The organism is Streptomyces sp. BRA346, assembly GCF_052851135.1.
The window spans coordinates 87126-106081 of the sequence record NZ_JAIWIH010000025.1 but is presented as its reverse complement, the minus strand read 5'-3'; the positions used below and the strand labels follow the sequence as shown (position 1 = coordinate 106081).

The following is an 18956-nucleotide window of genomic DNA, read 5'->3' as shown; positions in this document are numbered from 1 at the left end:
GAAGCCGGAAAAGCGCGCAGGGGGCGGGTCGTGTTCCGATGACATCGGAACACGACCCGCTCTTTGCTCAAGGGCGGTATCGGTGCAATGTCCGCACGGATACGATGTGATCAGGTAGGGCGGATCCATGGGAGGCACCTCATGCGGAGGGCAGGGCCATGCGATCGGTGAGCCGCACCGGACTGGTGGCCACAGGGTTGGGCCTGGGCGCTGTCGGCGGTTTCGTCGGTAGTCTGATCAGGGAGCGTAGTGCGCTGTCAGCCGCCCGTGCCGCGGCTGGCCACGGAAGTGAGGGACTGGCTTCATGGGGCGTCGGCTTGTACCGCTCACGTTGGACAACCTCCCGGACATCCCCAAGCGCTGTCGCGCATGTGTCTTCTGGGAGCTCGACCCGGTCAGCGGCGAGGCTGCGGTAAGGGCCGGACGTCCGGAGCTGGAGAAGGAAGCCTGGATCTCGGCCGTTCTGCTGGAGTGGGGATCCTGCGGCCGGGTGGTCTACGTCGATGAGGTGCCGGTGGGCTTCGTGCTCTACGCGCCGCCTGCGTATGTGCCGCGGTCCACGGCCTTTCCGACGAGCCCGGTCGCGGCGGATGCCGTGCAGCTGATGACCGCCTGGCTCATGCCGGGATACCAGGGCCAGGGGCTGGGCCGGGTGATGGTGCAGACCGTCGCGAAGGATCTGATCCGCCGGGGCTTCAAGGCGATCGAGGCCTTCGGGGACGCCACCTGGAAGGAACCGGCGTGTGTGCTCCCCGCTGATCACCTTCTGGCGGTGGGCTTCAAGACCGTGCGGCCGCATCCGCGGTATCCCCGGCTGCGGCTTGAACTGAGGACGACGATCTCCTGGAAGGAGGACGTCGAGCTGGCGCTGGACCGGCTGCTCGGTGCGGTCCAGAAGGAACCGGCGCTTCGGCCGCTCTGAGAGTTCCACGTGAAACGCGAAGGGGCTGCCCTCTCGGGCAGCCCCTTCGTCGGTGCGGGTGGCTCAGCCGATGAAGTCGGCCAGGTCGCGCTCGATCGCGGCCTTCGGCTTGGCGCCGACGATGGTCTTGGCGACCTCGCCGCCCTGGTAGACGTTGAGCGTCGGAATGGACATCACGCCGTACTTGGCGGCCGTGGCCGGGTTCTCGTCGATGTTGAGCTTCGCGATGACGATCTTGTCGGCGTGCTCGGCGGCGATGGCCTCCAGGGAGGGGGCGATCTGCCGGCACGGACCGCACCACGCGGCCCAGAAGTCGACGAGTACCGGCTTGTCGCTCTTGAGGACGGTCTCCTCGAAGTCGGCGTCTGTCACGGTGACCGTGGCACCGGCCATGGTTTTCTCCTTAATCGTTGGTGCAGGGAGGGAAGCGGATTCAGACGGTGGCGTCTTCGCTGTCGCCCAGGGAGGCGAGGAAGCGCTCGGCGTCCAGGGCGGCCGCACAGCCGGTACCGGCGGCGGTGATCGCCTGACGGTAGGTGTGGTCCACGACATCACCCGCGGCGAAGACGCCCGGGAGGTTCGTGCGGGTGGAGGGCGACTCGACCTTCAGGTAGCCCTCGTCGTCCAGGTGCAGCTGGCCCTTGAACAGCTCGGTCCGCGGGTCATGGCCGATCGCGATGAACAGACCGGTGACCGGCAGCTCGGAGGTCTCGTCCTTCTTGACGTCGCGCAGGGTGAGGCCGGAGAGCTTGCCGTCGCCGTGGATCTCCGTGACCTCGCTGTCCCAGATGAACGAGATCTTCGGGTCGGCGAAGGCACGCTCCTGCATCGCCTTGCTGGCACGCAGCGTGTCCCGGCGGTGGACCACGGTGACCGACTTGGCGAACCGCGACAGGAAGGTCGCTTCCTCCATCGCGGTGTCACCGCCGCCGATGACGGCGATGTCCTGGTCCTTGAAGAAGAACCCGTCGCAGGTGGCACACCAGGAGACGCCACGGCCCGACAGCTCGTCCTCACGGGCCAGCCCCAGCTTGCGGTGCTGGGAGCCGGTGCTGACGATGATGGTCTTCGCGCGGTGCACCGTACCGGCGGAGTCGGTGACGGTCTTGATGTCCTCGCTGAGGTCGACCGCGACCACATCGTCCGGGACCAGCTCGGCGCCGAAGCGCTCGGCCTGCCCCCGCATGTTGTCCATGAGGTCAGGGCCCATGATGCCCTCCCGGAAGCCGGGGAAGTTCTCCACGTCGGTGGTGTTCATCAAGGCACCACCGGCGGTCACGGATCCTTCGAAGACCAGCGGCTTCAAGGAAGCGCGGGCGGTGTAGAGCGCGGCCGTATAGCCCGCGGGCCCGGAACCGATGATGATCACGTTGCGGACGTCGCTCACGGATGTCTTCCTTGTCTCTGCCGACTGCCGACTGCCTGACTGGACGGCGGCGTACTCCCCGGAAGCCCGGAGAACCGCTGCCATCCCACCCAACGGATCCTACGGGTCCGGCATTCCCGCGCGCTGCCAGGCGGGCCGTGGTTGTGGGCTGTGCCTCAGCCTCGCGGATACGTGCGGGACACCAGAAGCTTCCCGGGAGAGGAGTGGGAAGCGGAGACGCAGGAGGCGTCGATCACGAAGGCGTCGACAAGCGAACTGTCGGAGCGGTGCGGCATCACGACGACGTAGGCGGTCTTGCCGTCGTAGGTGTCCTGCTGCGCGGCGAGGACCGGCTCGGAGCGGCCGGTCCCGCGCTGGACGCAGGACGGAACCACCGGGTCGTCCGCGCGCAGCGGCATATCCGGAGTGTTCTGGGTGGTGACACCGCGCGACGGGGTGGCCTTCTGGTCGGCGAGCATCTCCTGCACCCGGTCCTTGAGGGCCCCCTCGGAGAGGGTGGACTTCGCCGTGGAGCTGGGGTCCGCGTGGGCCGTGGTGCCGGGGCCGCCGTTGTCGTGGTCGGAGCCGCTCGGGAAGAAGAGGGTGCCGATGCCGATCACGGCAGCGGCGCACGCGCTGCCGAGCAGCACCTTGGGCCAGCGCCGGGAGCGGCCTCCACGGGCACCTGCGCCGGTGCGGGGAGCGCTCTTGCGCCCCGGCCCGGTGGCGGCACGCGGGCGCCCTGCGGGCCGGTCCACGGCCGGGGAGGGCTTGCCGTCCGTCGCGGGGGCCGAGGGTGCTGCCGTGGGCTCGGTTTCACGTGAAACATGCCCTGCGGAGTCGGCGTCCTCGGTTTCACGTGAAACCGAGGCGCGGTCGCCGGGAGCTGTCGCGTCGAGGAGAGCTTCTGCGGCGAGCGCGGCGTCGATCCGGCCCGCGATGTCGTCGGGCATCCGCACCGGCCCCGGGAGGGTGCCCAGCGTCGAGCGGATCTCGTCCAGGGACGTCTGTACATCGGCACACAGCCCGCAAGCGGCGAGGTGCGTGCGCACATCGACGGTGCGGGACGGAGAGAGCAGACCTTCGGTGAGTGCGGAGATCTCCGCGACTTCCGGGTGCTCGTCCGTGTCCGTCGAGGATGTCACGCTCGCCCACCTCCGCCCTTCACGGCATCTGTGTCAGTCGGTCCTGCCGCCGGTGGGACGGATGTCCCCTGCGACCGGTTCCTTCCCCCGCCGGAGGGGACGCTACCCCGCCCGTTCGGATGGAGATGCGAGAGCAGCGGCAGCAGCCGGGCGCGTCCCCGTGCGCAGCGGCTTTTCACGGTGCCGGTGGGGACGTCCAGGACCTTGGCGGCCTCCGCCACGGGATAGCCCTGCATGTCGACCAGCACCAGGGCAGCGCGCTGCTCGGGCGGGAGGGTGCGCAGTGCCCCCAGCAGCTCGCGATGGAGATCACCGCGCTCGGCGGGCGCCGCGGCCGATTCGTGGGGCTCCAGCAGCTGCTCGAGCCGCTCGGTGTCATCGACGGGGGAGGTGCGCCGGGAGGCGGCCTTGCGCGCCCGGTCCAGACACGCGTTGACCGTGATGCGGTGGAGCCAGGTCGTCACGGCGGACTGGCCCCGGAAGGTGTGGGCGGCGCGGTAGGCGGAGACGAGCGCGTCCTGGACCGCGTCGGCGGCCTCCTCCCGGTCGCCGAGAGTGCGCAGCGCCACCGCCCAGAGTCTGTCGCGGTGGCGTCGCACGATCTCACCGAAGGCATGCGGATCGCCGGCCACGTGCTGGGCAAGGAGCTCGCCGTCGCTCGCTCCGCCGATGGTGGCGTCGTCCAACGTTGAGCCCCCTCCCCGGTCGGCCGGCTGCCCTGGGGTCAGCCGGTGAACTTCACTTCAGTGATGGCCTGCTTGTGACCAGCTTGGCTGTACTCGTCGCCTGGTGCACTCGGCATCGCGGTCACCCAGACGAGGACGTAGCGGCTCTTCTTGGTGCCCTTGACCCTCAGATCGGATGTTTTGGACGACGTCTTGCCCGAAGCAAGCTTCGTGAACGAGCCGACGGGGTCCCCTGCCGACGCGGATGGTGTGAGGGAATCCGTTCCGTACAGCGAGACTTCGGTGTAGGGGCCGCCGAACCGAAGCGAGAGCGAGGCGCCACTGATCTTCTGCTCCGAGCCGAGGTCGTAGACGATGCCGACCCCCTGCTTGATGCTTGGGGCGAGCTGAGGGCCGTCGAAGAAGCTCTTGGTATGCCAGGCAGTCGACGCTTTCCCGTCGTGGGTGAGGTTGGCCTCGTCGGCGTTCTGCGCGCTGCCGTCCGGGGCGAACTCGGCGGCGTCCTGGATCGAGATCGGCTTGCTGGCAACCTGACCGGGCTTGTCGTCGTCCTTCTCACTGGTGGAACTGCCGGGGTCCGGCTTGTTCTCCTCCTTCAGAAGGGTGTCCGCGAGTTGCCAGCTGCCGAGGCCCAGGGCCGCGATCAGCAGGGCCGAGACGGTCCACTTGAGGGCCTTGCCGGTACGGCTCTGGAGGGGAGCCGGTGGCGGCATGGGGGCCGCGGCGGGGCCGATAGTGCGTGACGAGCCGCCATGGGCGGGCGGCTGGCCGTAGCCCTGCTGGTAATTCGTGCGCTGGTACGCCGGGGAGGGCGTGAAGGCGGGCTCGGGCGGCCGGATGCGCGGCATGGCCGCGACCGCCTTGGACAGCTCCTCCGGGGTGGTGCAGGGCTGGTCCTGACGGGAGGCGGTGGCGCCGTCGTTGACCAGCGCGCGCATCGCCAGCTCGGACAGGCCACGGTGGACTCCCGCGCGGACCTGGTCGGGTGCGATCAGGCCGACGCCCTTGGGTAGCCCGGAGAGGCCGTGGGCGTCCTGGTCGTACGGCCAGCGCTGGGTGAGCCCGGCGTACAGCAGCGCGCCGATCGACTCGGTGTCGGTGCGCTGCGGGTGTTCGGAGCTGATGCCGCGCAGGGCGGCCAGGACGGCGAGGCCGCGGATGCGGTACTGGCCCGATTCCGTGCGCAGCACGGAGCCGGGGTTCAGCCGCAGATGGGCCAGGCCCTCGCGGTGAGCGGCGGCCATGGCCTGGGAGACCTGGCTGACCAGTTGATAGGCGTCGTGTGGCTCGAGGGGCCCCGACGCGAGCACGGTGGTCAGCTCGGTGGCGTCGGGAAGCCATTCATGGACGACGTAGACGAGGTCGTTCTCCTCGACGGCGTCGAGTACCTGGACGAAGCGGGGGTCACCCAGCAGCGCCGCCGAGCGGGCGGCGGCCAGCACCGGACGGGCCCGCGGATGGTCGGCGGGCAGGACGTGAACGCCGACGGCTCGGCGCAATTTCTCGTCCACCGCACGCCAACTGCTGAATCCGTCCAGTCGGGTGACGCACTCCTCCAAACGGTAGCGTCTGGCCAACTTGTGGCCGCTGTGCAGCTCGGGGGGATTTACATCGGCCGCGGCACCTTTGTCCCGGTTGCCCGCGGCCTCTGTTTCCTTACCGGCCTTCTGTTGCGTCCCCGCCCCGTCGGCCGTGGCCTTTCCCGCCTCGGCGGTCAGCGACTCCTCGCCGTCGCTGTCGGCCACGTCGACGGCAGCCGTGCTCCGTTCCGCCACCGTCGTTCCTGCCTCCCCATCCGTTGCGCCTACTCCGAGCCAAGACAATTGTGCCCACAGTCCGCCGCTATGCACGACACGCGATGGCGGACGATGGTTGTGCTCAATGATCAGCGTCCGAGTCGTCCGCGCACCATACCGACCATGGCCGTCAGCTCTTCAATGCGCATCCGTTTCGCAGCAATGTAGAAGACCGCGATAAGAACGAGACCTCCACCCGCCAATGCGGCTAGGGAACCGGACATGCCGGAACCCAGCGCCTGAGTGATGGCATAAGCCGCCGCGCCGCTCAGCAGAGTGGCGGGAAGGCTGGCGCCCACCAGGCGGGTGTAGGTGCGCACGACACGACGGCCGTCGAGGTCGCCGCCCAGCCGGTTGCCCAGTCGCTTCCAGGCCACGCCCACGCCGGCGGCGTACGCCAGGCCGTAGGAGGCGGCCATGCCCGCCACGATCCATCGGGTCGGGAGAACGAAATAGCAGAGCGCGGAGGCGGCCGCGTTGACGGCGGCGACGATCACCGTGTTGTAGAAGGGGGTGCGGGTGTCCTCGTAGGCGTAGAAGCCGCGCAGGACGACGTACTGCACCGAGAACGGGATGAGCCCGAGGCCGAACGCCATCAGGATGTATCCCATGTTCTGCGCCGTCGCGGTGCCCGAGGTGCCGAAGAGCAGGGTGCACAGGGGGACGCCGAGCGCCACGAAGCCGAACGCGAGCGGAACGATGGCGACGGCGGAGGTGCGCAGGCCCTGGGAGATGTCGTCGCGGACCGCCCCGGGGTCGCCGTCGTGGGCCGACCTGGAGAGCCGGGGCAGCAGGGCGGCCATCACCGAGACGGTGATGATGGCCTGCGGCATGTTCCAGATGAGCTGCGCGCTGGTGTAGCCGACGTAGCTGGCCCCGGGGGCGTTCATGTTCTCGGCGTCGGATCCGGCCGCGGTGGCGAGCTGGGTCACCACGATGTTGCCCGCCTGGTTGGCGAGCACGAACAGCACGGTCCACTTGGCGAGCTTGGCGGCCTTGCCGAGGCCATGGCCCCGCCAGTCGAAGCGGGGACGGAAGCGGAAGCCGGAGGCCCGGAGGTAGGGGAACATGGCCAGGGCCTGGACGGTGAGACCGAGCAGGGTGCCGATGCCGAGCAGCCGGACGCCCTCGTCCGTGATGGTGGTGACGCCCATGTGGGAGGTGCTCGAGGTGCCGAACACCCAGATGAAGAGGCCGAAGGTGGCGATGACGACGATGTTGTTGAGAACCGGGGTCCACATCATCGCGCCGAACTTGCCGCGGGCGTTGAGTACCTGGCCGACCACGACGTGCACGCCCATGAAGAAGATGGTGGGCAGGCAGTAGCGGGCGAAGGCGACCGCGACCTCGTTGGCCGCCGGGTCGCCCGCGATGTCCGCCGAGAGCATCCGGATCAGTGCCGGGGCCGCGAGCATGGACAGGGCGACCAGGCTGCCGAGGGCGACCATCGCGAGGGTGAGCAGACGGTTGGCGTAGGCGATGCCGCCGTCCTTGTCCTCCTTCATCGCGCGCACGAGCTGCGGGACGAAGACGGAGTTCAGCCCGCCACCGACGGTGAGGAAGTAGATCATCGCGGGCAGCTGATACGCGACCGCGTACGCCTGGCCCAGGGACGCGGCGCCGAGCCCCGCGACGATCACCATCTGCCGGACGAAGCCGGTCAGCCGGGACACCAGGGTGCCGGCGGCCATGAGCGCGCTGGACTGGAGCAGGCTCGCCGCACGCCCGCCGGAGCGCTTCGGCGCGGCCTCGGCCTGCTCCTCGGCCTCGGGGGCGCTCACCACCGGCGCGGCCACCGTGGGAGCTCCGGCCGACGGAGGCGCGGACTCGTGCCGCGCGGGCCCGGGCACCGGCGGCTGGCCCGGCGGGGGCACCGGCGGATAGCCCTGGGCGGCCTGCGGATGCCCCTGGGAGCGCCGCGGGTCGTAGGGCTGCTGCTGGTCGCGGTAGAGGTGCGCGAAGGCGTCCTGCTGCGGCTGCTCCCCCGCCCCGTAGCCGCCCTGGTCGCCGTATCCGGGGGCGGTGGGCTCGGCCGCGTAACTCTGCTGCACCGGCTCCTGGGAGCCGGGTGCCGCCGGCCACGCCCGCGGGTCGGCGCCCTGCGGGGCGGCGGACTGCTGCTGGTACGGCGTCTGCTGCGGATACCCGCCCTGCTGGGGCCCGGACCGGTCGTACAGCGGATCCGTCAGCGGGTCATGGCCGTACCCGTCCTGCGTCGGATAGGGATACGGCGTGAAGCTGCCGGTCGCGTACGGGTCGTCGCCATACGGGTCCTGCACGTAGTACTGCCCGTAGTCCTGGCGCGGATCGCTCGCGGGCGCCTGGGAGCCGTCGCCCAGGTACGGATCGTTCTGGTGCGGTTCCTGTCCGTAGGGTTCCTGGGGCGCGTGGGGGGAAGGCGGTGGCATCCGCCTCTCACCGTCATACGGCGCGTTCATCGCTACCCCACCTCATCGTCCGCTGCGGCCGACCGGCCCCGGAATTGCTCAATGGTCCACTTTCTCACCCGCGCCGGACGCCCCGGCGCTTTGCGGACCGGTGTCCGGCGCCGGGTCACTCGGCTGCTCGGGCACGAGAGCGGGGGCGTTTCCATCGCTCTCCGCGTCGGTGGCCCCGTCGGCCTCGTCGCCCCCGTCGGCCCCGTCGTCCTGCGGGTCCTCGTCGCCGTTCGCGGTGGCGGCCCGCTTGCGCTGGAGGTAGATCCGGATTCCGGCGAGGACCAGCAGCAGCACACCGCCCGCGATCACGAGGATGACGGTCGATGTGATTTCGGTGACATTCACCTCGAACGGCATCTCGTCGCCGTAGGTCTGCCCGTCCTCCGTGACCAGCTGGGCCGACACCCACACCGGACCATTCGCGTTGGCCGTCGTCCCGAACTTCACGGACTGGCTGTGCCCGCCCTCGACATTGACCACCTGGGGCTCGCTGACCGCCAGACGGTTGCCCTGCTGGGACGTGAGGACCAGCCGCAGCCGGACACCCTGCACCAGGTTGTTCTGCACGGTCACCGGGATGGTCGCGCTCCGCCCGGACAGCGTCATGTCCGTCTTCGGGATCAGGCGCACCTTCTTGGTCAGCCCGTCCAGATAATGCTGGACGCCGTCGCGGAAGTGGGTGGCTCCCAGCGCGTTACCCCGCCACGAGGTGGACATCTCCCGCCGGATCGCGTTGCCGAAGGGGGTGACCACCCGGTACTTGGCGGTGAGGATCTTCTCGAATCGGTTGAGCGTGGACTGGGTCTTGTAGACGTTTTCGAACGCCCGGGTCGGCAGCTCCTGGCGACGGAGCGAACCGGGGTACAGGCGGGTGCTGGGCACGCGCTGGGTGGCGTTCGGATCGGGCTTGGCCTTCGCGGCCTCCCCCAGGTTCATCAGCTGGGTCCACTCCCCGGACACGCCGTCCAGGGCGGCCGCCATCGCCTGCGCCTGGCTGGTGGTGGGGATGCGCTGCGGGGCCACCACGATGCTGCGCTGCCTGTCCGGCGACTGGAGGTTGATCATCTGGCTCTGGGCGAGGAACCGCTGGATGGCGAGCGTGGAGTTGTCCGCCTTGGACATGTCGCCGGTGAAGGCGGTGGACAGCCGGGCGTCAGCGACCACCGCCGTGTTGCCGCCGCCGATCTGCCGGGCCGCGGTGGGGGTGTACGAGAGGTTGCCGGTCTCCCGGAGGCTGTCGCTCCGGGCGATGACGTTGTGGGCGCCCGCGGAGGTGGCGACGTCGACGATCGAGGAGTCGACCGCGCCGTCGGCGGGCCAGGCGAAGTCGGTGCGCGGCTTCACCCCGAGGACCGTCTGCACGGTCGTGGAGGCCAGCTCGGTGGCGTCCCGGAGGTGGCTCAGGGCGCCGGGGACGTTCTTGCCGTGGTGGGCCAGCGACGCGATGTCGGGGTCGGAGAACGGCAGGGCGACCACCTGGTGGCCTTCCACGGCCTTCTGGAGGTCGTTCAGCCACCGCTTGGCGACCATCTGGCCGCGACCGGTTGTCGTGCCGTCCCCGTGCCGGTTCTGGACCTCGTACTCCCGCGTCATCGCGTCGACCGTGGCGAGCAGATCGGGGTCGATCACCCAGGTGATGGGGAGGTTCTTCCCCAGGCTGACCATCTGCTGGAGCCGGCCGCCAGGGGCCAGCTCCGCCTTGAGTCGGTCGTCCCGGAAGATCGGTGTCCGATCCTCGTCGGCATCGGTGCGCGGTGTCACATGGGGTGTGGAGATCAGCGGCCACAGGTAGGTGAGCTGGGTCTTCTTGGCCGGAGAGCTCGACTGCCAGGGCAGGAAGGTGCGCTCGATGCCCAGCACCTGCTGCCAGGGGCGGCTCCGGGACTGGCCGGTGAGCGAGACACCGAGCTGATAGACGCCGTTCTCCCCGAGGTGCAGCTCGTTCACCGGTATGGAGAGCGTGAAGTCCCGGCTGGCCCCCGCCCCCAGCTTGCCGATCTTCTCGGTGTACTTGCCGCCGATCTCGTTGCCGTCGGCGCCCTGCTGGTAGCCGGTCCGCTTGGCGGCGCCGTCGATGGCGTTGCGGCCCTCCATGGTGGGGCCGACACGGAGGCCGACGTGGGCACCGGAGACCGTCGAACCGCTGTCGTTGGTGACGGTGCCGCTGACGGTGAGCGTGTCGCTCTTGGTCGGTGCGGTGGGGGTCAGCGAGGTGATGTCGACGTCCACCGAGCGTGAGCCGGTGGGTTTGGCCGCCGCATGGACGGCGGGGGCCGCCGGGACCTGTAGTACGCCCGCGAGCACCGGCGCCGCTGCGAGCAGCGTCCCGGTCCGCCGTAGCCATCGACGGGCGCGAGAGGACGTCGTCTCCCGGAGGTCTGCCGCATCGGCCACGCGCTCGCCCGTCCCTTGTCGTCTGTGATCGTCAGTGGTCGTCGCAATGTGCGTCCACGCATGGTAACGATCCCCGCTGTGGCGAAGTGCTGCGGAGGGCTCCACAAGATCGTCACCGTGACGGAACCGACGATCGACGTGGAGGCCCCGGGGCGCGCGGCCACGTACCCTGTTCTGTTGTGCCGAATGCCAACAATGACAGCCGATCCCCGCAGTCGACCAATGAGCTCAACCAGGTGCAGCGCCGCGCCGTGGCCGAACTCTTGCGGGTCTCTCCCGTCGCCGACGACCTTGCCCGACGCTTTCAGCAGGCGGGATTCAGCCTGGCCCTGGTCGGCGGCTCGGTACGGGACGCGCTGCTCGGCCGCCTCGGTAACGATCTGGACTTCACGACGGACGCCCGCCCCGACGAGGTGCTGAAGATCGTCCGGCCCTGGGCGGACGCCGTGTGGGAGGTGGGCATCGCCTTCGGCACGGTCGGTTGCCAGAAGGAAGGACCGGGCGACAACGGGACACATCAGAATTTCCAGATCGAAATCACGACGTATCGGTCGGAAGCCTATGACCGGACATCCCGGAAGCCCGAGGTGTCCTACGGCGAATCCATCGAGGAAGATCTGGTCCGCCGGGACTTCACGGTCAACGCCATGGCGGTGGCGCTCCCGCAGAAGGAGTTCATCGACCCGCACAACGGACTCGAAGACCTCGCCGCACGGGTGCTGCGCACCCCCGGGACCCCGCAGGAGTCCTTCTCCGACGATCCGCTGCGGATGATGCGCGCGGCGCGGTTCGCCTCCCAGCTCGACTTCGAGGTGGCACCCGAGGTGGTCGCCGCGATGAAGGCGATGGCCGGACGGATCGACATCGTCTCGGCGGAGCGGGTGCGTGACGAGCTGAACAAGCTCATCCTGGGCGCCCACCCCCGGAAGGGCCTGCGTCTGCTGGTCGAGACCGGGCTCGCCGACTGCGTCCTGCCGGAGATCCCCGCGCTGCGCCTGGAGCGTGATGAGCACCACCGGCACAAGGATGTGTACGAGCACTCGCTGACCGTGCTGGACCAGGCCATGGACCTGGAGGAGAACGGGCCGGATCTGGTGCTTCGGCTGGCCGCGCTGCTGCATGACATCGGGAAGCCGAAGACGCGCCGCTTCGAGAAGGACGGCCGCGTCTCCTTCCACCACCACGAGGTGGTGGGCGCCAAGATGACCAAGTCGCGGATGACGAAGCTCAAGTACTCCAATGAGCTGGTCAAGGAGGTCTCCCGGCTGGTCGAGCTGCATCTGCGCTTCCACGGTTACGGCACGGGCGAATGGACCGACTCGGCCGTGCGGCGCTATGTGCGCGACGCCGGGCCGCTGCTGGACCGGCTGCACAAGCTGACCCGCTCGGACTGCACGACGCGCAACAAGCGGAAGGCCATGGCGCTTTCCCGGGCGTACGACGGTCTGGAGGAGCGGATCGCGAGGCTCCAGGAGCAGGAGGAGCTGGACGCGATCCGCCCGGACCTGGACGGCAACGAGATCATGAAGGTGCTCGGCATCGCCCCGGGCCCTGAGGTCGGCAAGGCGTACAAGCATCTGCTGGAGCTGAGGCTGGAGCACGGCCCCATGGGCCGGGACGCCGCCGTCGCGGCGCTCAAGGAGTGGTGGGCAGCTCAGTCTCAGGACTGACGCCGCGCCCCGTAGCGCGTCACGTTTCACGTGAAACATCGAGCCCCGTGCGTTTCCCGGGGCGGTGTTTCACGTGAAACAAGAGCAGGGTGGCGGTCGTCGCATAGAGCAGCGCCACCCCGGTCACCAGGGCGGCCGATGTTCCGTCCGGTGGGAGCATCAGGGCGGCCACCCCCGCGGCTCCCACGAAGGCGACGTTGAAGAGCACGTCATAGAGGGAGAAGATCCGCCCGCGGAAGTCGTCCTCGATCGCGGACTGGACGACGGTGTCGGTGGCGATCTTCGCGCCCTGGGTGATGAGGCCGAGAACGAAGGCGGCGACCAGTATCGGGGCGGGCTCGAAGGGGAGCCCCAGGCCCGGCTCCAGGACGGCCGCGATCGCCGCGCACACCATCACCCAGTGGAGCTGGCCGTCCGGCCGGGAGGCGTCGAGCGAGGAAAGCCGGCCGATCGCCCATGGGGTGATCACCGCCGCGGCGAAGAAGCCCGCACCCGAGACGCCGACCGCGATGCCGAGGAGCGCCAGCCCGCCGGACTCGGTGTCGGCCCATGCGTACCGGCAGAGCATCAGCACCGTGACGGTGAGGGCGCCGTAGCAGAAGCGCATCAGCGTCATCGCGGTCAGGGCCAGCGTGGGATCCCTGCGGTGCAGGAGGTGGCGCAACCCGGCGACGAGTCCGCGGACGGTGCTCACCAGGGCGGCCCCGAGGTGCGGTTGCAGGGCCGCCGGATCAGGCCCCAGGAGGCCGGAGGGCATGCGGAGCGCCGAGAGCCCGGCGAGGAGGTAGAGCACGGCGCCCAGCAGGACGACCAGCGCGTCCGAAGAGGAGCCGCCCGGGCCCGAGAGCCGGACCACGAACGCCAGGCCGCCGCCCGCGGTGGCGGCGAGCGTACCCGCGGTCGGTGAGAGGGAGTTGGCCATGACCAGACGTTCCTGGCTGTCCACCACCCGCGGCAGCGAGGCCGACAGGCCGGCCAGCACGAAGCGGTTGACCGCCGTCACCGACAGGGCGGAGACGTAGAAGAGCCACTCCGGCACCTGAGCGAGGATCAGCACCGCGGTTCCGGCGGCCAGCCCGGAGCGCAGCAGATTGCCGTGGAGCAGAACCTGACGGCGGCGCCAGCGGTCCAGCAGCACACCGGCGAACGGGCCGAGGAGGGAGTAGGGGAGCAGCAGGACGGCCATGGCGGAGGCGATGGCCGCGGCGGAGGTCTCCTTCTCCGGGGAGAAGACCACATAGGTGGCCAGCGCGACCTGGTAGACACCGTCGGCGGACTGGGACAGCAGACGGACGGCCAGCAGATGGCGGAAGTCGCGCAGTTGCAGCAGCACGCGGAGATCACGCACAACGGGCATGACGCCACCTTCACACACCGCACGGGCCTCCGGGGGGATTCCCGGAGGCCCGTGATCAAGCGGCGGAGATCAGCGCCTCACGGCGCACCGTCGCGGCGCAGCGCCATGGTTCAGCGCTCGACCTCACCCTTGATGAACTTCTCCACGTTCTCCCGGGCCTCGTTGTCGAAGTACTGCACCGGCGGCGACTTCATGAAGTACGAGGAGGCGGAGAGGATCGGGCCGCCGATGCCGCGGTCCTTGGCGATCTTCGCGGCGCGCAGCGCGTCGATGATGACGCCCGCGGAGTTCGGGGAGTCCCACACCTCGAGCTTGTACTCCAGGTTCAGCGGGACGTCACCGAACGCGCGGCCTTCGAGGCGGACGTACGCCCACTTGCGGTCGTCCAGCCAGGCCACGTAGTCCGACGGGCCGATGTGGACGTTGTCGGCGCCCAGCTCACGGTCCGGGATCTGCGAGGTGACGGCCTGCGTCTTGGAGATCTTCTTGGACTCCAGGCGCTCACGCTCGAGCATGTTCTTGAAGTCCATGTTGCCGCCGACGTTCAGCTGCATGGTGCGGTCCAGGATGACGCCCCGGTCCTCGAACAGCTTCGCCAGCACCCGGTGCGTGATCGTGGCGCCGACCTGCGACTTGATGTCGTCACCGACGATCGGCACGCCCGCCTCGGTGAACTTGTCCGCCCACTCCTTGGTGCCGGCGATGAACACCGGGAGCGCGTTGACGAAGGCGACCTTGGCGTCGATGGCGCACTGGGCGTAGTACTTGGCGGCGTCCTCCGAGCCCACGGGCAGGTAGCAGACCAGAACGTCGACCTGCTTGTCCTTGAGGATCTGGACCACGTCGACCGGGGCCTCGTCGGACTCGTCGATGGTCTGGCGGTAGTACTTGCCGAGACCGTCGTGCGTGTGGCCGCGCTGGACCGTGACACCGGTCGACGGCACATCGCAGATCTTGATGGTGTTGTTCTCGCTGGCGCCGATGGCGTCCGCGAGGTCCAGCCCGACCTTCTTCGCGTCGACGTCGAAGGCGGCGACGAACTCCACGTCACGGACGTGGTAGTCGCCGAACTGCACATGCATCAGACCCGGCACGCGGGTGTCCGGGTCGGCGTCCTTGTAGTACTCGACGCCCTGCACCAGCGACGCGGCGCAGTTGCCCACACCGACGATGGCTACACGAACCGAACCCATTCCGGTTGCTCCCTGTGTGTACTCGACGAAGCCCTGCGGGGTGCGGGGCCTCACTTGGCGGTGTCATCGGACGGGTCCGGCCGGGAACCACCCCGGTGCCGGGGCAGGCCGTCCGCATCTCCTGACCGGTCCTGCTCCGGCGACCGGCCCGGCCCCTGCTCAGGCGTCCGGTCCTGCCCGGCGGGCTCATCGCGCTGGTCGCGCCCGGCCCGCTCGCTCTCGATCAGCTCATTCAGCCAGCGGACCTCGCGCTCCACCGACTCCATGCCGTGCCGCTGGAGTTCGAGGGTGTAGTCGTCCAGCCGCTCGCGGGTGCGGGCCAGGGAGGCCCGCATCTTCGCCAGGCGCTCCTCCAGGCGGCTGCGCCGCCCTTCGAGCACGCGCATCCGTACGTCCCGCGACGTCTGTCCGAAGAAGGCGAAGCGGACGCCGAAGTGCTCGTCCTCCCATGCGTCCGGGCCGGTGTGGGAGAGCAGCTCCTCGAACCGCTCCTTTCCCTCGGCCGTCAGCCGGTAGACGATCTTCGCCCGGCGGCCGGCGAGGGTGGCCGCGACGGCCTCCTCGGAGGCGTTCCCGGGCTCCTCGATCAACCAGCCGTTGGCGACCAGCGTCTTGAGGCAGGGATAGAGGCTGCCGTAGCTGAACGCGCGAAACACCCCGAGCGAGGTGTTGAGGCGCTTTCGCAGCTCATATCCGTGCATCGGGGATTCGCGGAGCAGGCCGAGGACGGCGAACTCGAGGATGCCGGAGCGTCTGCTCATCGCCTGCCTCTCCCGTCTCCTGGGGCCACTATGCCGAGCTGATGTATCGACTCGATACATCAAGACGATAGAACCGTGGTCCCCATGGGACAAGAGCGACCTCGGTGAACGGGGTCACATCACCGGTTCGTGGGACTCAACCGGACCGTTATGGAGTGAAGGCGCCGAGGAGACAAGATTTGGCCGTGCGTACTCTGTTCGCCATGCAGACCAAAGGGAACCGTGTGACGCTGTCCTGCGTCCTCGTCCTGGAGGCAGTGCGTCCGGTTACCAGGAGTGGCCGGATCGCACATCGGGGGGACCGGAAGCCACCTGCCGCTTTCAGGCGATAGCGCCTGCCCGAGGAGTAGTCGTTCCATGAGCGAGCACCGTCGCAAGCCGCCGCAGCCCCAGGGCGGCGGCCGAGCAGCGGCCCGGCGTGCCGGACAGCAGTCGTCCGGCCGTCGCGCAGCACCATCGCACAACGCCGCCGCCGAGTCGGGCTCGGCTTCCTATGGGGAAGAGGTTTCCCACGGCGGCAGGGCCGAGGCCCGCCGCGCCGCGCAACGCGGCGGCGGGCGGAGAAGAGGAGGACCCGACGCGGCCGCCGGTGGCGCGGGCCGCGGTGGCCGTGGCGGCGGTCGGCGGGCCACCGGCGGTGGCCGTGGCCGGGGTGCGGGCGGCGACGGGCAGCCCGGCAAGAAGCGGTTCATCGACTACCCGCGCGCGGGTAAGTCGGGCTTCCGCCGCTGGGTGCCGTCCTGGCGGCTCGTCACGGGAACCTTCATCTTCTTCTTCGCGGCGCTGGTCAGTGCCGTGGGCATCGGGTGGATGATCGTCGACGTCCCCACCGCGCAGGCCGCGTCGCAGGCCCAGAAGAACGTCTACTACTGGGGCGACGGCAAGCAGATGGTGGTCTCGGGCGGCGGTGACCTCAACCGGCAGATCGTGCCGCTCAACAAGATCCCCCAGGACATGCAGAACGCGGTGATCTCGGCCGAGAACGCCAGCTTCTACCAGGACTCGGGCGTCGACCCGATGGGTATCGCGCGCGCCGTCGTCAACATGGCGCGGGGCGGCGCGACCCAGAGTGGGTCGACCATCACCCAGCAGTTCGTGAAGAACACGTACCTCGACCAGTCGCAGACGGTGACACGCAAGCTCAAGGAGTTGTTGATCTCCGTCAAGGTCGGCTCGACCAAGAGCAAGGACTACATCCTCGCGGGGTACCTCAACACGGCGTACTACGGCCGCGGTGCCTACGGCTGTCAGGCGGCGGCCCGTGCGTACTTCGACAAGGACTGCGAGAAGCTCAACGCGAGCCAGAGCGCCTTCCTCGCCGCGACGCTCAACGGGCCCAACCTGTACGACCCGAACGGCGGCTACGGACCGTCCGCGAGCGCGGAGGCCAACACCAAGCGGGCCACGGCACGCTGGTCGTGGATCCTCAAGCGGGAGGTCCAGGTGGGCCGGCTGAAGAAGGCCGACGCCCAGTCCTGGCTCGCCAAGGGCTTGCCCAAGATAAAGAGCCCGAAGGTGGCGACGAACAAGCAGGGCCAGATCGGCTATCTCACCGAGCTCGCCGACAACTATGTCGTCGCCAACACCAACATCAGCCAGGCGAAGCTGGACAAGGGCGGCTACCAGATCCACACCACCTTCGACCGCAAGAAGATGGGCCTGCTGAAGAACGCGGTCAGCAAGGTGTCCAAGGAGAACCTCAAGCCGAAACAGCGCGCTGTGGACAAGTACGTGCAATTCGGCGGTGCCTCGGTGGAGCCCAAGACGGGCAAGATCAAGGCGATCTACGGCGGCGCCGACGCGTTGCAGCACTATCGCAACAACGCGGACTACACCGGTGTCCAGGTGGGCTCGACCTTCAAGCCCTTCGTGCTGGCCGCGGCGATGAGGGATGGTGTCCGGGACCGCAACGGTCCGCGGGACCAACCGGATTCGGAACGCACCAGGGTCAATCCGTCGAGTGTCTACGACGGTGACAACAAGCTGACCCTGCGCGACTACGACGGATCCGTCTGGACGGACAAGAACAACCAGGAGTGGCACCAGAGGAACGACGGTGACGAGGACAAGGGCAAGATCAGCCTGCGCACCGCGATGCAGTACTCGGTGAACACGCCCTTCATCCAGCTGGGCATGGACGTCGGCACCGACAAGGTGCGGGACGCGGCCCTGGACGCCGGCCTCAGCAAGGAGCAGCTGGCCACGATCACCCCGACGTTCTCCCTCGGCACCTCCGCGCCGAGCGCGATCCGGCTCGCCGGGGCGTACGCGACGTTCGCGGCCAGCGGCCAGCAGGCCGATCCGTACTCGGTCGAGCGCGTCGAGGACAAGGACGGCGAGGTCTACAACCACAAGGACGAGGCCAAGCTCAGGCAGGCCTTCGACGCGGACGTGGCGAACAACGTCACCGACGTGCTGAAGAACGTCATCCAGCGCGGCACCGGCACCTCAGCGAAGATCGGCCGCCCGGCGGCGGGCAAGACCGGAACCACCGACCAGAACAAGTCGGCCTGGTTCGCCGGTTACACCCCGCAGCTGTCCACGTCGATCGGCATGTGGCGGGTGAACGACCAGGCCAAGCGGCAGGTCTTCCGTTCCATGCGCGGTGTGGGCGGCCAGGAGACCATCCACGGTGCGTCGTTCCCCGCCGAGATCTGGGCCGACTACATGCGCAAGGCGATGGCGGGCCAGCAGCCCAAGGACTTCCCGGCGGCCACACCGATCGGTGAAAAGGTCTACGGCGAGAACGCGAGCCCCACGCCGACGACCCAGAAGCCGACGCAGACGCCGTCCGAGACCCCGTCGCAGACGCCGTCCGAGACGCCGTCCCAGACGCCCTCCGGCACCCCGAGTCCCACGCAGACGTGTGATCCGCTGGACTTCAAGTGCAACGACAACGGGGGCGGCGACAACCAGGGTGGCGAGAACGCAGGCCCCAGCGGCGGCCCGGGCGGAACCTCGCCCTCGCCGACCACGGAGCCACCGGGCGGCGGGATCTTCGGAGGCCCGTCCGGCTCCCGCAAGGACGAGTAGTCCCGACGTCCCGTACAGCGATCGGCGGCCGCGCCGGAGCATCCCGCTCCGGCGCGGCCGCCGCCGTTCGGGGGCCTCTGTGGCTCTCTGAGCGCTTCACGGACGGGCGCGCGGTCTCCCCGGTGGCCCGGGCGTTCCGAGGCGCTCAGCGGGCCGCTGAGCCGGTCCTCACTCCTCCCGCCCGGCTCGTACGGC

Annotated in this window: 13 protein-coding genes; 3 read left to right on the top strand and 10 right to left on the bottom strand. The window is 69.2% G+C overall.

All coding sequences use genetic code 11. The features are described 5' to 3' along the window. The first annotated feature begins 304 nt into the window (after window positions 1-304). Complete coding sequence (locus LCH29_RS27630; RefSeq protein WP_009716491.1) at window positions 305-922, top strand: GNAT family N-acetyltransferase; 618 nt, start codon at window positions 305-307, stop codon at window positions 920-922. A gap of 63 nt (window positions 923-985) precedes the next feature. On the opposite strand, the gene trxA is transcribed toward LCH29_RS27630, so the two are convergent. From trxA to LCH29_RS27595, 7 genes are all read right to left on the bottom strand, one after another. Continuing rightward, window positions 986-1315 carry a thioredoxin gene (trxA, locus tag LCH29_RS27625; protein WP_009716492.1) on the bottom strand — a complete coding sequence of 110 codons (330 nt, stop codon included), beginning with the start codon at window positions 1313-1315 and terminating at the stop codon, window positions 986-988. Between the two features lie 40 nt (window positions 1316-1355). Then, entirely contained in the window at window positions 1356-2309 is a 954-nt protein-coding gene (gene trxB, locus LCH29_RS27620; protein ID WP_123102385.1) for a thioredoxin-disulfide reductase, read from the bottom strand. A 155-nt stretch (window positions 2310-2464) separates the two neighbouring features. Continuing rightward, window positions 2465-3433 (bottom strand): hypothetical protein, encoded by a 969-nt coding sequence (locus tag LCH29_RS27615; protein WP_446464416.1) that lies wholly within the window; start codon window positions 3431-3433, stop codon window positions 2465-2467. After that, window positions 3430-4119 (bottom strand): RNA polymerase sigma factor SigM, encoded by a 690-nt coding sequence (sigM, locus tag LCH29_RS27610; protein ID WP_009716495.1) that lies wholly within the window; start codon window positions 4117-4119, stop codon window positions 3430-3432. Before sigM ends, LCH29_RS27615 begins: the two co-directional genes overlap by 4 nt. A gap of 38 nt (window positions 4120-4157) precedes the next feature. Beyond that, the gene (locus LCH29_RS27605; RefSeq protein ID WP_446464415.1) at window positions 4158-5894 is read right to left on the bottom strand and encodes a protein kinase family protein; all 1737 of its coding nucleotides are present in this window, start codon (window positions 5892-5894) and stop codon (window positions 4158-4160) included. A gap of 110 nt (window positions 5895-6004) precedes the next feature. After that, a complete protein-coding gene (gene murJ / locus LCH29_RS27600; protein WP_446464414.1) occupies window positions 6005-8353 on the bottom strand; it encodes a murein biosynthesis integral membrane protein MurJ in 2349 nt (782 codons plus the stop codon). A 48-nt stretch (window positions 8354-8401) separates the two neighbouring features. Then, entirely contained in the window at window positions 8402-10747 is a 2346-nt protein-coding gene (locus tag LCH29_RS27595) for a DUF6049 family protein (protein WP_446464413.1), read from the bottom strand. A 179-nt stretch (window positions 10748-10926) separates the two neighbouring features. Here LCH29_RS27595 and LCH29_RS27590 point away from each other — a divergent pair, with 179 nt between their 5' ends. Then, the gene (locus LCH29_RS27590) at window positions 10927-12417 is read left to right on the top strand and encodes a CCA tRNA nucleotidyltransferase (protein ID WP_446464412.1); all 1491 of its coding nucleotides are present in this window, start codon (window positions 10927-10929) and stop codon (window positions 12415-12417) included. Window positions 12418-12436: 19 nt separating this feature from the next. Here LCH29_RS27590 and LCH29_RS27585 read toward each other — a convergent pair whose 3' ends face one another. From LCH29_RS27585 to LCH29_RS27575, 3 genes are all read right to left on the bottom strand, one after another. Beyond that, complete coding sequence (locus LCH29_RS27585) at window positions 12437-13774, bottom strand: MFS transporter (protein ID WP_446464411.1); 1338 nt, start codon at window positions 13772-13774, stop codon at window positions 12437-12439. A gap of 110 nt (window positions 13775-13884) precedes the next feature. After that, on the bottom strand, window positions 13885-14967 hold the full coding sequence (locus LCH29_RS27580) for an inositol-3-phosphate synthase (RefSeq protein WP_179935474.1): 1083 nt from the start codon (window positions 14965-14967) through the stop codon (window positions 13885-13887). 50 nt (window positions 14968-15017) lie between these two features. Beyond that, the gene (locus LCH29_RS27575; protein ID WP_446464410.1) at window positions 15018-15728 is read right to left on the bottom strand and encodes a helix-turn-helix transcriptional regulator; all 711 of its coding nucleotides are present in this window, start codon (window positions 15726-15728) and stop codon (window positions 15018-15020) included. Window positions 15729-16085: 357 nt separating this feature from the next. On the opposite strand from LCH29_RS27575, the gene LCH29_RS27570 reads away from it, so the two are divergent. After that, window positions 16086-18761: a transglycosylase domain-containing protein gene (locus LCH29_RS27570; protein WP_446464409.1), complete on the top strand. Its 2676-nt coding sequence runs from the start codon at window positions 16086-16088 to the stop codon at window positions 18759-18761. Window positions 18762-18956 lie beyond the last annotated feature (195 nt).